Here is a 13,505-nt window from a genome sequence, read left to right as displayed (position 1 = left end):
GCCGACACTTCGTCACCCATGACCATGCCTACGTCAACGCCCTTACCTTTGTCCGAGTTCTCGCTGATCGATCGCTTCTTCGCCGGAGCGACGCGTCAGGGGGATCAAGTGACGCTCGGCATCGGCGACGACTGCGCCTTGCTGCGCCCGCCAACGGGCGAACAGCTTGCGATCTCGACGGACATGCTGGTTGAAGGGCGTCATTTCTTCCCTGACGTGGATCCTCGCGCGCTGGGTCACAAGACGCTGGCCGTGAACTTGTCGGACCTCGCGGCGATGGGTGCCAAACCGCTCGGTTTTACGCTCGCGCTCGCCTTGCCCGACAGTGACCCGGCGTGGCTCGGGCCCTTCGCGGCAGGACTGGCCGCGCTGGCCGATCGCTATGATTGCCCGTTGATCGGCGGCGACACCACGCGCGGCCCCCGCAACCTTTGTGTGACTGTTTTCGGCGCGGTGCCGGGCGCACATGCGCTGCGACGCGACGCGGCACAGCCCGGCGACGATATCTGGGTTTCCGGCACGTTGGGGGATGCACGGCTGGCACTCGGCGTATTGCGCGGTGAATGGACGTTGGACGATGCCAGCGTCGATCGGGTGCGCCGTGCGATGGACTGGCCCGAACCGCAGATTGCGCTCGGCATGGCGCTTCGCGGCGTGGCGCGTGCGGCGCTCGACGTGTCCGATGGCCTGCTCGGCGATCTCGGTCATATTCTCAAGCGCTCGGGGGTGGGGGCTCGGCTCAACGTCGATGCGTTGCCGCGCTCGCCCGAACTCGCCGCACAATCGCAGGCGATCCAGCGACTTTGCACATTGGCCGGTGGTGACGATTACCAGCTGTGCTTCTGCGCCGACAGCGCGCAACGCGACCGAATTACCGCCATCGGCAACGAACTCGGCCTGCGCGTGACGCGTATCGGTACAATAGCGCTTCCTGATGCACGTCAGACCCCACTGCAATTACACGATGATACGGGGGCGCCTGTCGCTGCCGACTTCAAAAGTTTCGACCATTTCCAATGAGTACTGACCAAACGGCCGCCCTCAATCCGGGCAGCGGCCCGCGCCGGCCGAACACGCGTTTCCTGCTGTCGCACCCCGCCCACCTGTTTTCCCTCGGCTTCGGCACGGGACTGTCGTCCCTGGCACCGGGAACGGTCGGCACGCTCTTCGGCTGGGCTTCGTATCTCGTACTGAATCTGTATCTGACGGTCACCGGCTGGGCGACGCTGATTGCCGTTGCGGTCATCGGCGGCATCTGGATCTGCGGCTTTACGGCCCGCAAGCTCGGCACGCAGGACCCGAGCGCCGTGGTGTGGGACGAGATTGTGGCGTTCTGGATCGTGCTGCTGCTCATCACACCCACGAGCTTCGTCGGTCAATTGGTGGCGTTCATCCTGTTCCGCTTCTTCGATGCGGTGAAGCCGCCGCCGATCCGTTACTTCGACCGCACCGTGAAAGGTGGCCTCGGCATCATGCTCGACGATCTCGTCGCCGCATTCTGCACGCTGCTGGTCATTGCACTGTGGCGCTCGATCTGAATGGCGAACGAATGGATGGTCCGGTCGGCCGCAGCACCCCGCACATACACTTTTGAAGGCGTCGTCCCGTGGTTTCCCAACAAGCTCTTCTGGCCCAACTGTCGGTAAAAGTCGGCAATCGTCTGCGTGACGAGCGTCTGATGCTGACCACCGCGGAGTCGTGCACCGGCGGGCTCGTGGCCGCCGCGATCACGGATATTTCGGGCAGCAGCAACTGGTTTGAACGTGGCTTTGTCACTTACTCGAATCAGGCCAAGACCGAAATGATCGGCGTGCCTGCCGAACTGATCGAGAAACACGGTGCGGTGAGCGAACCCGTGGCACGCGCCATGGCCGAAGGGGCGTTGTTCAACAGCCGCGCGCAGATTTCGCTGTCGATCACCGGTGTTGCCGGCCCCGGTGGCGGCACGCCCGACAAGCCGGTCGGCATGGTGTGCTTCGGATGGAGCAATCGCGTGAAGACGATTGTCGAAACGAAACACTTCAAGGGCGACCGCACACAAGTGCGCAGTCAGGCGGCACAACACGCGTTGCGCGGCGTGATCGAATTGCTCGACACCGCCGAGTCGTAAATCACGGCGCCGGCACGCTCTCGGGTCAACATCGACACAACATCGGCCCGCCCCAACGGCGAAGCCCGAAAGACATAAAAAAACAGCGCCTTGCGATTTTTCGATTCGCAGGCGCTGTTTTTTATCGTGGTACTGGCGCTGACGCAGTACCGCAGTCGCAGCCCCCGTGCGACGGCCTCCGCCGCATCACGGGTGTCTGCCGGGATTACCGATACGCGTTGATGCTGTCGCGCGTCTTCTCCGCAGCGACGGCGGCAGCGGCAGCAAACTGCTCATCGCGTCCGGCGTAAATAATGGCGCGCGACGAGTTGACCATCATGCCCGTGCCATTGGCCGTGCGGCCGGCCTTGACCGTCGCTTCCACATCGCCGCCCTGCGCTCCGACACCGGGAATCAGCAACGGCATGTCGCCGACGATGCCGCGCACCGTAGCGATTTCGGCCGGGAACGTGGCACCCACCACCAGACCGATCTGCCCGCTCGTGTTCCACGGGCCAGCGGCCAGACGGGCAACCGTCTGATACAGCGGCTTGCCGTCGACATCGAGAAACTGAAGATCGCTGCCCCCCGGGTTCGACGTGCGGCACAGCACGATCACGCCCTTGTCGGTGTGCGCCAGATACGGCTCCAGCGAATCGAAACCCATGTACGGGTTCACGGTCACGGCATCGGCGCGATAGCGCTCGAATGCTTCGCGGGCGTACTGCTCGGCGGTGCTGCCAATGTCGCCGCGCTTGGCATCGAGAATCACGGGCAGGCCCGGATGATCGGCGTGAATGTGAGCGATCAGGCGCTCAAGCTGCTCTTCGGCGCGATGCGCTGCGAAGTAGGCAATCTGTGGCTTGAACGCGCACGCGTACGGTGCCGTGGCATCGACGATCTGGCGGCAGAATTCAAAGATGGCGTCCGGGCGCCCCTGCAAATGGGCCGGGATACGCGACGGTTCGGGATCGAGGCCGACGCACAACAGCGAGTTGTTGCGGGTCCAGGCTGAGCTGAGGGCTTGCGTGAATGTCATGACGGTTTTCCGGCGGTGTTCCGATTCGAGGCCGCTATTTTACCTGCTCGGCACCCTTCCCCCTCAGTCGAGCCAGCCGCGGTGACGGAAATACAGGAACGGCGCGATCGCCGACAGGATCATCAGGCCGACCGCGAACGGATACCCCGCCTCCCATTGCAGTTCCGGCATCATCTGGAAGTTCATGCCGTAGATACTCGCGATGAGCGTCGGCGGCAGGAACGCCACCGCGGCCACCGAGAAGATCTTGATGATCTTGTTCTGATTGATGTTGATGAAACCGATGGTGGCGTCCATCAGGAAGTTGATCTTGTCGAACAGATACGCCGTGTGGTTGTCGAGCGACTCGATGTCACGCAGGATCTGCTTGCCTTCCTGATACTGCTCGTCCTTGAGCATGCGCGTGCGCATCAAAAACGACACCGCCCGCCGCGTGTCCATCACGTTGCGCCGGATACGCCCGTTCAGATCTTCCTCGGCCGCAATGCTCTCGAGCGCCTTGGCCGCATCCGCGTCGGTCAGGTTCTTGCCCAGCACGCGCCGGCTCACCTCTTCAAGCGCCGCGTACACGCCTTCGAGCGAGTCGGCCGAATACTCGGCATCGGTCGAATACAGATCGAGCAGCACGTCCATGGCGTCGCGCACCGAACCGGGCCGGATACGCGCGCGCATGCGCACCAGCCGGAATACCGGCAGGTCTTCGTCGTGGATGGAAATCAGCAGGTCTTTGAGCACAACGAACGCGACCGGCACGTTGCGCGACTGCTCTTCTTCGTCGAGCAGAAAATCGGTGCGCACGTGCAACACGCCGCCATCGTCTTCGTAATATCGCGCCGACGCCTCGATATCGGTGAGTTCGTCGCGCGTGGGCAACTTCACGCCATAGGCCTCTTCGACCCAGCGGCGCTCTTCCTCCGACTCACTGTGCAAATCGACCCAGACCGGCGAGACACTCGCCAGATCGCTCGGATGGTCGCAGGTCACCTGTTGCAGGCGGCCATTATGGATGACGAAGGCATTGATCAAACGGAATTCTCCCTGCTACGCGGCGACGCCAAGTGTACAGGCACGCGACAGGCACGCCAAGGGCGGCACCCAACGGCTCAGGACGCGCGTGACGATAGCGCCGCCGCCGTGCCGCCAGCGTCAGCGGACGCCGTATTTCCGTGTAGGACGATTCTCAAAGTCGGCCAGATCGCTTCCATTCGTCGCCAGCCTCGGCACACTTGAAGAACCAATCAACGCACTTTGCGTCAATTTTGATATCGACGTTTCCGAGACGTCTGCTGACAGGGAGTTGAAGAGATGACAGAAGTGACCACACCCTTGGCGTCGTTCGATGCCGTGATGGGGTTTCTCACCGCCAACGCGGTGAACTACGGCCTGTCGTTCATACAGGCCGTGCTGATTCTGCTGATCGGCTTCTGGATCGCGGCACGGCTGGGCAATTTCGTGCGCAGGACGCTGGGACGTTCGCCGAATTTCGACGCCACGCTCAAGCCGCTGCTCGCGTCGATCGTGCAATGGTCGGTACGCATCATTACCGTCATCGCCGTACTGGCACAGTTCGGCGTGCAAACGGCCAGCATCATCGCGGTACTCGGTGCGGCGGGTCTCGCCATCGGTCTGGCGTTGCAAGGCACTTTGCAGAACATTGCGGCGGGCACGATGCTGCTGCTCCTGCGGCCATTTCGCATTGGCGACTACATCACAGCGGGCAGCGCGGTGGCCGGCACCGTCGAAGAGATTGGCCTGTTCACCACGACGCTCACCAATGCCGACGGCATTTACGTCTGCGTGCCGAATAGCCAGATCTGGGGCCAACCGGTGACGAACTACAGCCGTAATGCCACGCGCCGCATGGAAATCACCGTCGGCATTGCGCTCGACGACGATCTCGATGCCGCCATGAACGCCCTGCGCGAACGCGTGGTGCAGGATGATCGCGTGATCGATAAACCGGCACCGGAAATCATGGTCAAGCAAGTGAGCGACAGTTCGGTGATCGTGAACGTGCGTGTCTGGTCGCTGCTCTCCAATTACTGGGGGCTTTACTGGGATCTTCAGCGCGGCGTGAAGGAAACGGTCGAAGGCGCGGGCTGCTCGCTGCCGTACCCGACCCGCACTGTCGTGCAGATCCCGGCGGACATGCCGCGCTAAGAGAATCGCGGCCTGCCGGCATCACCGGAATTGCCGCTACTGCGGCAATTCCGCAGCCCCCATGCGCCGCGCAATCACGCCCGCGCGTTGGGCAAGATACGGCGAGTTGCGGTGCGTGTCGAAATAGCGCGGCCGCGGCAGCATGACGGCCAACCGCGCCGCCTGCCACGGTGACAGCTTCGACGCCGGCACACCGTAGTAATAGCGCGCCGCCGCTTCGGCACCGAACACCCCTTCGCCCCACTCCACCGAGTTCAGATAGATCTCGTAGATGCGCTGCTTGTCCATCCAGAATTCGAGCATCCACGTGATGCTGAACTCCTCCGCCTTGCGCAGATAGCTCTTCTCACTCGAGAGAAACAGGTTCTTGGCGAGTTGCTGCGAGATCGTGGAGCCGCCGGCGACGATGTGCCCCTTCTTCTGATTCTTCTCCCACGCACCGAGCATCGCGTCGATCTCGTAACCGTCGTGATTGACGAAGTTGGCATCCTCGCTGGCGATGATCGCGCGCTTCAGATTGCGCGATATCTGGTCGTACGGCACCCACTGATGCTTGAGCGTCGCGTTCGAATCGGTCTCGCGCAAACGCTGCTCCGCCGCACGCATGAACGCCGTCGATTGCGGATTAAAGCGCACCCACCAGCCGATTTGCAGGAAGTAATAGAGCTGCGTGGCGAGTATGCCCACCACGAGCAACGTCACGAAGTAGGCGGTCCATTGCCATGGCCCCCACCGACGTTTGCGGGCACTGCGTGGGGCACGGCGTTGGACGGCGCTCATCGGACGCGCTCAGCCCTTGGCCACGAGACGCGCGCGAAGCGCCGCCCGCACGGCTTGCGTCGTCGCCGCGGACGGACGCACACCACGCCATACGGCAAACGCCTCGGCGGCCTGCTCGACCAGCATCCCCAGACCGTCGGCTACCTTCGCCGCACCGTGTGCGGTGGCGTGCGTCATGAACACGGTCGGATGCGCGCCGTACATCATGTCGTAGGCCAGCGCGCCCGTGGCGTAGACGCCCGGCGGCAATGGCGGCACGTCGCCTTGCAGGCTGCCGGCCGTGGCGTTGACGACCACGTCGAAGTCGGTGGGAATCGTGTCCCAGCCGCCACCGGCGAGACTGACACCGGCGTTGCGGGCAGCGTCGGCGAAGCGGGCAGCGTCGGCGAAGCGGGCGACGAGTTCATCCGCGCGCGCGGCCGTACGATTCGCGACGAACAGCAGCGAAGGGCCCGCACCGATCAGCGGCAGCAACGCCCCGCGCGAAGCGCCGCCAGCGCCGAGCACCAGCACGCGACGCCCGGCCAGCGATACGTCGAGTGACCCTTCGATATCGCGCACCAAGCCCACGCCGTCGGTGTTGTCGCCCGTGATCCCGCGTGCGTCGAACACCAGCGTATTGACCGCACCGGCGGCCTGCGCGCGCTCGGTCAGATGATCGGCCAGCGCGTGCGCTTCCAGCTTGAACGGCACCGTCACGTTGGCACCGCGTGCGCCGCTCTCGATGAATGTGCGCACGGAGGCGGCAAAGCCATCGAGCGGTGCCAGCAGACGCTCATAGGTCAGGTGCTGCTGCGTCTCACGCGCGAATTCGGCATGAATATAGGGCGACTGGCTGTGTTCAACCGGGTGGCCGATCACGGCGTAGCGATCAGCAGGCTCGACAGCCTCGGACGGAGTGTGGTTTGTCATCGTAGTCAAAGACGCGGCGCCTGGCTTTCGCACAGGCGCCGTTTGGAAAATGCATCGGATCGTGCGCCGATCGTACCGCATGCGGTGGCCTTCGCGCGTCATGCGTTGCGGCGCATCGATCCTTCAAGTCAATCGGGCCAACCGGGCTATACCGGTGGGACTTCTTCGACGGTGGATCACAAGAACACCCACAGCGCGATACCCCCGAACAGCGCCCACTTCACCGCATAGTACACATAGTAGTTCCACGCCTTGAGGCGCTTGCCGACGATGCGGATCGCGTAAATATACTTGAACACCCGGTTGAGCCCGCCGGTGCGGTCGCCCGCGTCGTTCGGCGACGCTGCCGCGCCCACCAGATGGCGCCCGAACCAGCGGTTCACGGCCTGCGTCCAGCGATATCGCATCGGCCGCTCCACATCGCAGAACAGAATGATCCGGTTCTGGCCGCTCTGATTCTCGGCGTAATGGAGGTAAGTCTCGTCGAACAACACGCCCTCGCCGTCGCGCCAGCTGTAGCGCCGCCCGTCGACGTCGATGAAGCAACGATCGTCGTTCGGCGTAACCAGCCCGAGGTGAAAGCGCAACGACCCCGCAAACGGATCGCGGTGCCGCACCAGCCGGCTGCCGTGCGGCAGCTCGGCAAACATCGCCGCCTTGATCGTCGGAATTTGCTGCACCAGTTGCGTCGTCACCGGGCACAACGCATGCGCCGACGGATGCGCCTCGTCGTACCACTTCAGATAGAAGCGCTTCCAGCCGCTCTTGAAGAACGAATTGAAGCCGACGTCGTTGTATTGGTCAGACGCTTTGATGCGGCGGGCTTCGAGCAACGCAACGGCTTCCGCGCGAATGGCTTCCCAGTGCTGACGCAGGGGTTCGAGTTCGGGGAAGTCGTCCGGCTTCAGATACGGCGTCGTCGGGACCCGCGAAAACGTGTACATGAACACGTTCAACGGTGACAGAAACGTCGAGTGATCGGAGAGTTGGCGAAAAAAACGATGGCGGATCTTACCTCGCAGGTGGACATACCCCGCGCACGCAGCAAAGATCGCCAGGAGGACCCATTTCATGGCGGACTTTCCAGTTCGAAAAAACTTCCAAATTATAAAAAGGATTGGAAAGTTTTACCGTGCAGGGCCTCAGGGCGAGGCTTTGCCGCCAGTGGCGCCAGTGGCCGACGCCGGGGACGCAAGGGTTTGCGCCTGCACGCCCTGACGCGAGAACGTCATGCGCGTGACGATTTCCAGAATGTCGTAACGCTGCTTCATTTCCGGCGAAAAATCGCCGAACGGTGCGCTGGCCTGCACGATGGCCACGGCACGCCGGTCGAGATCGCGGTTACCGGAGCTGCGGGTGATTTCCACCCCCTGCACGTCCCAGCCGTCCTTGTGATAACCGAGTCCGCCGCGCTGGTTGACGTTGAGCGTCACGATCAACTCGCCGTAGAGGCGGTCGTTACCCACTTGCGGGAAATGGTCCGTGCCGTAGCGCTCGATACGATGACGCAGCGTGTCGAAATAGCGTGCATAGGCCACTTCGCGCGTATTGGCCGTGACCTGACCGCGTTTCGGACGCGTCTGATACGCGCGCAGTTGCTTGTCGATTTCCGCCTGCAACCGGGCAATCTGCTGGTCGACGGTCTGGTCGTCCTGCCCGCGGCCGTTTTGTGCGGCGTTGGCCCGGCTGCGCTGCGACTCGGGCACGGCGGCGTACTGGCTTCGCAATTGCGAGAGGAGCTTTTCCTGCACGGCCTCCAGTTCGCTCACATTGCGCTGAACTTGAGCGACGGGTGCACCGTCGCGCTCGGCTTCGCGCGATGGCAGCGGCGAGGTCGCGCGTTCGCCGTCGTGTTCGCCACCGCCTACGAGGTTGGCTTGGGCGAGCGCCGTGGCCTTATCGGGCGCGTTGGCCGACTTCGCGTTGACGAGAACGACTTCGAGGGGGGTGTCGGCGCTGTGTAGCCGGAAGCTGTCGGGCGCGACGAAATGCACCGCCAGTGCGATCAAATGCACGATGGCGGAGATGACCAGCCCCGTGGCGAGCGGATGCTCGCGCACGATGGCCCAGCCGCGGCGGCGAGCCGCGGCCAGATCGCCGGACGCGACAGCCGGTTTCAGCACGCAGCGTTCGCCGAGGCGTGGGTGGCTTGCGCGGTGCCAGCGGCGCCGGCAGCGTCTGCGGCCATCACGGCAACACCATCATCATCGTTGGCATCGCCGGAATCACCGCCAGCATCGTCGTCCGACTCGACATCGGACTCATCGGACGCGTCCGACGTATCGGCAGCACCGCCGTCGGTATTGCCGTCAACGCTTCCGTCGGCTTCACCCGATCCAACGTTACCGCCGTCTTCGTTGCCTTCACCGCCGTCGCCGTCGTCTTCATCCTCGGCCACCACCGACTGGCTGGCGTCGAGCACTTGCGACACACGCACCGAAATACCCAGCGTGACGACGTCGAGCGAGAGCATGTCGAGCATGATCTGCGTGCCACGCGCATGCGGCGCGAGACCCGGCACGACCAGCGTGAGCGGCACGTCGTTCAGGCGCACGGTATCGCCCTTGAGTACGCTCGCCTGCACCTGCGACTTGTTCTCTTGCAGCAGCCAGCGCAGGCACCAGTAACGCTCCATGCGGCTCTGATGCTCGGCATACGCCGCGTAAGCGGCCTCGAAGCTCGACACGGTGACGTAGAGATCGGCGTCCTTCGGCTTGAACGGCGCCGCCAGCTTGGCCGTCACGCCGTGACGCACGCATGCCAGCAACTGCCATTGATTGACCAGATCGACGTAACGGCGCAGCGGCGAAGTGCTCCACGCGTACTGCTCCACGCCAAGCCCTTCGTGCGGCGCGGGCGAAGTCTGCATGCGCGTACGGTTCACCCCGTAAGCACGCTGTGCGCGATAGATCCCCGGCACGCCGCAATCGGCCAGCAAGCGGCCCCAGCGACTGTTCGCCAGAATCGCCATTTCGGCCACGATCAGATCCAGCGGCGCACCACGCATGCGCTGCTTGATCGTGACGTGTTCGCCGTCGACGTAGAAATTAAAGTCGGTCTTGTTCTGCACTTCCGGGCGCAGGCCATAGCCCACGCGCGCGGCCTGACGCTTGTCGTACAGCGATTGGGCAAACGGCCACAGCAGGCGCAGTTCTTCCTTATGCGGATACTCGCCGCTGCCGTCGGCCAGCGTCTCGGCCGTAATGATCGAATCGAGTTCGTTATGGCGCAGATTCGCGGAGATCGGCACCAATTCGGCACGCGTCTCGGTGGTCACGATCTCGTAGGTGTCGGCCTTGACCACGACATACAGCGACAGCGCTGGCCGGGCACCGCCTTCGGCGAGCGTATAGGTCTCGACCACCGAGTCGGGCAGCATCGTGATCTTTTCGCCCGGCGCGTAGACCGTCGACAGGCGCACGCGCGCAATCTCGTCGATGGCGTCGCCACGCGTGATACCCAGCGCGGGGGCGGCAATGTGGATGCCCACACGCAGCAACCCGTCGGGCAGCAACTGCACCGACAGCGCGTCGTCGATTTCGGTCGTGGTGGAGTCGTCGATGGAGAACGCCTGAACGTCCGCCAACGGCAGGTCTTCGGTCGGCACCGGCGTCGGCCCCACATCGGGGAAGCCCGTGCCACGCGGGAAGTATTCGTACAGGAACGCGGCCTCGTGATACGCACGCGGCGACGCAATGCCGCCGCACGCCAGCATCACTTCTGCCTGCGTCTTGCCGAGGGCGCTGGCGGCCGCGTCGAGGGCCTTCCATTCGATGGCGTTCTTGTCGGGGCGGAACAGCAGTTGCAGCTCCTTGCCCTTGAGTGCATCGGGCAAGCTGCCCGCGATCAGCTGATCGGCGTAGCTGGCCTGCAACTCGGCCTGCTGCTGCTTGCGCGCCAGCCCGGCGAGCGCGGCCTGAATCTGTTCCTGCGGTGCGCGTTGATATTGACCACGGCCCTTGCGGCGGAAGTAGATCGGCGAGGCCTGCAAGGCGAGCGCGAGGCCCGCCTGCTGCGCGACGCTCGCCCCTTCACCGAAGTACTCGGCGGCGAGCACTGGGAACGCGAATTCCTCGGCCGGCGCGCATTCCCACAGGAAACTCATGTCGATATCCTGCGATGCCGCCTGCGCTTGCACGATCAACTCAGCCGGCGCGGGGGACTCGAAGCGCAAGAGGACATCGCGTCCTTTGATCTTGCTGCGACGTCCGCCCGGCAGCTCCACCTGATACGACTCGCCCTGCTGCGACAACACCGTGCCGGCCTTGAAGCCGCCGGATTCCTCGAAAAAAATGTTCATGAAACAGCCATCGATCGCAATAGGCGACATTGTAGCCCGCCGACGTGCGGCGGTTTAGGGCAGAAAGGGAACGCGCGCATCGTCGACACCACCGGCAGAATTCGCCGCCAGGCGTCGCTGCGGTGAGTCATTATTCCCCGGCAAAAGCGGCGGACGTGCCGATGGACGCCGGCACATCGATGCCGGCGAAACGCAGCACATCGTCCATATAGTCGACAAAATCTGAAATCCCGTGATCGCTGCCCTCAATCAAGGTGAGCTTGGCACCGGGAAATTTCGCGATCATGTCGCGGTAATCCAGCGTCTGGTCGCCCGTAGCAGCCACCAGGTAATAGCGCTCCGGACGGGTGATCTGCGCGACGTCGATCATGCGCAACTCGTCCAGATGGCGGGGCTCGACGACGATCGTGCCGCCGCCATGCCACATCGGCTGTTCGCCGAGCCATTTGCCAAGGTCCTCGTACGGACGCGTGGCCGGATTGAGCAGCACGGCGCGGCAGCCGAGCTTCTCGGCCAGATAGGTTGCGTAGTACCCGCCGAGCGAGCTGCCAACGATGGTCAACTCGTCGGGGTCCACCCCGGTGAGCAGGCGCTGCGCGTCGACGACGGCCGCCAGAGGCGACGGCGGCAGTTGCGGGCAGGCCCACACATGCCCCAGCCCGAGCTTGTGCATGCGGGCGGCCATCAACTGCGCCTTGAACGAACGCGGCGAGGAACGGAAGCCGTGCAAATAGAGAATCATGTGAGGCTCCGGAAAACTTGTCTTTCAGTAGCGCAGGCGGGCATCGCGGGTGTCATGAAGCCAAGCTTAGGCGCGCGCGGCCAGCGCATCGAGCAATTTCTGATGAATACCGCCGAAGCCGCCGTTGCTCATGACCACCACCTGATCGCCCGGCTGGGCCGCTGCCACCACGGCGCGTACGAGCCCGTCGATGTCGCTGAAGGCCTGCCCCCGCGCGCCGAGCGGTGCCAGCGCCTCGGCCAGATTCCAGCCTAGCGAGTCTTTGCCGCTCGGGGCGCCATAGCCGAACACGAGATCGGCGTCGGCCAAACTCGCGGGCAATTGCGCCTTCATCACGCCCAGCTTCATCGTGTTGGAGCGCGGTTCGAGCACGGCCAGAATGCGGGCCTCGCCAGCACGGCGGCGCAAACCGGCAAGTGTGGTCTGGATGGCGGTCGGGTGATGCGCAAAGTCGTCGTAGACCGTGACACCCGCGGCCACGCCGCGCACTTCCATGCGGCGCTTTACGTTTTCGAACTTGGCAAGCGAGGCCGCGCCCTGCTCGGGCGGCACACCGACGTGACGCGCCGCAGCAATCGCCGCCAGCGCATTCATCCGGTTGTGTTCGCCCTGAAGCGCCCACTTCACCTCGCCGGCAGCCGGCTGGCCATGGTGTACCCAGAAGGCTTCCTGCCCCGGGGCCAGCGTTTCGGTCGCTTGGGCGACGTGCCAGCCGTCGGTCACGCCAAAGCGCTCGACTTCGCTCCAGCAGCCGCGCGCCAGTACGCGCTCGAGCGCCGGTTCGCGACCGTTGACGATCAGGCGGCCCTGCCCCGGCACGGTACGCACCAGATGATGGAATTGCGTCTCGATTGCCGTCAGATCCGGGAAGATATCGGCGTGATCGAACTCAAGATTGTTCAGGATGGCCGTGCGCGGGTGGTAGTGGACGAACTTCGAGCGCTTGTCGAAGAAGGCCGTGTCGTACTCGTCGGCCTCGATCACGAAGAAGTCGCTCTCGGTCAGGCGCGCCGAAATACCGAAATTCATCGGCACCCCGCCCACCAGAAAGCCCGGGTGATAGCCGGCGTCTTCCAGAATCCATGCCAGCATCGACGTCGTGGTGGTCTTGCCATGCGTGCCGGCCACGGCCAGCACCCATTTGTTCGAAAGAACGTGCTCGCCAAGCCACTGCGGGCCCGAGGTGTAGGGAAGATTCCGGTTCAGGATCTCTTCCATCAGCGGATTGCCGCGCGAAACCACGTTGCCGATCACGAACAGATCGGGCTTGAGCGAGACCTGATCCGCATCGAAGCCCTCGATCAGCTTGATGCCCTGCGCCTCAAGCTGCGTGCTCATCGGCGGGTAGACATTGGCGTCGCAACCGGTGACGGTGTGACCGGCCTGACGCGCCAGGACTGCCAGACCGCCCATGAACGTGCCGCAGATGCCAAGAATATGAATATGCATGGATGGGGAGCTGATGAGGACGGGCGGCGCCCGT

Annotated in this window: 13 protein-coding genes; 4 read left to right on the top strand and 9 right to left on the bottom strand. The window is 63.7% G+C overall.

The genetic code is table 11. The features are described 5' to 3' along the window. Positions 1-18: 18 nt before the first annotated feature. From thiL to PIN31009_RS22830, 3 genes are all read left to right on the top strand, one after another. Positions 19-1,020, top strand: a complete 1,002-nt coding sequence (thiL, locus tag PIN31009_RS22840) for a thiamine-phosphate kinase (protein WP_150791751.1) — start codon at positions 19-21, stop codon at positions 1,018-1,020. After that, positions 1,017-1,538: a phosphatidylglycerophosphatase A family protein gene (locus tag PIN31009_RS22835; RefSeq protein WP_150686189.1), complete on the top strand. Its 522-nt coding sequence runs from the start codon at positions 1,017-1,019 to the stop codon at positions 1,536-1,538. Before thiL ends, PIN31009_RS22835 begins: the two co-directional genes overlap by 4 nt. A 68-nt stretch (positions 1,539-1,606) precedes the next feature. Beyond that, complete coding sequence (locus tag PIN31009_RS22830; protein ID WP_058376143.1) at positions 1,607-2,110, top strand: CinA family protein; 504 nt, start codon at positions 1,607-1,609, stop codon at positions 2,108-2,110. A gap of 205 nt (positions 2,111-2,315) precedes the next feature. Here the strand turns inward: PIN31009_RS22830 and pyrF are convergent, their stop codons facing one another. Continuing rightward, positions 2,316-3,128 (bottom strand): orotidine-5'-phosphate decarboxylase, encoded by an 813-nt coding sequence (pyrF, locus tag PIN31009_RS22825; protein ID WP_150686188.1) that lies wholly within the window; start codon positions 3,126-3,128, stop codon positions 2,316-2,318. A gap of 63 nt (positions 3,129-3,191) precedes the next feature. Beyond that, the gene (corA, locus tag PIN31009_RS22820) at positions 3,192-4,154 is read right to left on the bottom strand and encodes a magnesium/cobalt transporter CorA (protein ID WP_150686187.1); all 963 of its coding nucleotides are present in this window, start codon (positions 4,152-4,154) and stop codon (positions 3,192-3,194) included. A gap of 279 nt (positions 4,155-4,433) precedes the next feature. Here corA and PIN31009_RS22815 point away from each other — a divergent pair, with 279 nt between their 5' ends. Continuing rightward, positions 4,434-5,288 (top strand): mechanosensitive ion channel family protein, encoded by an 855-nt coding sequence (locus PIN31009_RS22815; protein WP_150791662.1) that lies wholly within the window; start codon positions 4,434-4,436, stop codon positions 5,286-5,288. A 36-nt stretch (positions 5,289-5,324) separates the two neighbouring features. On the opposite strand, the gene mtgA is transcribed toward PIN31009_RS22815, so the two are convergent. The 7 genes from mtgA to mpl form a co-directional block, all read right to left on the bottom strand. Then, positions 5,325-6,068, bottom strand: a complete 744-nt coding sequence (gene mtgA, locus PIN31009_RS22810) for a monofunctional biosynthetic peptidoglycan transglycosylase (protein WP_058376147.1) — start codon at positions 6,066-6,068, stop codon at positions 5,325-5,327. 9 nt (positions 6,069-6,077) lie between these two features. After that, positions 6,078-6,980, bottom strand: a complete 903-nt coding sequence (gene aroE, locus PIN31009_RS22805; RefSeq protein ID WP_150791661.1) for a shikimate dehydrogenase — start codon at positions 6,978-6,980, stop codon at positions 6,078-6,080. 176 nt (positions 6,981-7,156) lie between these two features. Next, positions 7,157-8,053: a lipid A hydroxylase LpxO gene (gene lpxO, locus PIN31009_RS22800; RefSeq protein WP_150791660.1), complete on the bottom strand. Its 897-nt coding sequence runs from the start codon at positions 8,051-8,053 to the stop codon at positions 7,157-7,159. 69 nt (positions 8,054-8,122) lie between these two features. Continuing rightward, on the bottom strand, positions 8,123-9,103 hold the full coding sequence (locus tag PIN31009_RS22795; RefSeq protein ID WP_246185816.1) for an energy transducer TonB family protein: 981 nt from the start codon (positions 9,101-9,103) through the stop codon (positions 8,123-8,125). Continuing rightward, on the bottom strand, positions 9,097-11,280 hold the full coding sequence (locus PIN31009_RS22790) for a ribonuclease catalytic domain-containing protein (protein WP_150791659.1): 2,184 nt from the start codon (positions 11,278-11,280) through the stop codon (positions 9,097-9,099). Before PIN31009_RS22790 ends, PIN31009_RS22795 begins: the two co-directional genes overlap by 7 nt. A 130-nt stretch (positions 11,281-11,410) precedes the next feature. Next, positions 11,411-12,022, bottom strand: a complete 612-nt coding sequence (locus PIN31009_RS22785) for a YqiA/YcfP family alpha/beta fold hydrolase (RefSeq protein WP_150686183.1) — start codon at positions 12,020-12,022, stop codon at positions 11,411-11,413. 66 nt (positions 12,023-12,088) lie between these two features. Next, complete coding sequence (gene mpl / locus PIN31009_RS22780; RefSeq protein ID WP_150686182.1) at positions 12,089-13,471, bottom strand: UDP-N-acetylmuramate:L-alanyl-gamma-D-glutamyl-meso-diaminopimelate ligase; 1,383 nt, start codon at positions 13,469-13,471, stop codon at positions 12,089-12,091. Positions 13,472-13,505: the final 34 nt, after the last annotated feature.

The sequence above is a fragment of the Pandoraea iniqua genome (genome assembly GCF_902459685.1).
In the GTDB taxonomy this organism is placed as follows: Bacteria; Pseudomonadota; Gammaproteobacteria; order Burkholderiales; family Burkholderiaceae; genus Pandoraea; species Pandoraea iniqua.
Note: the sequence above shows the minus strand (reverse complement) of the source record. Positions and strands in the feature narration are given on the sequence as shown.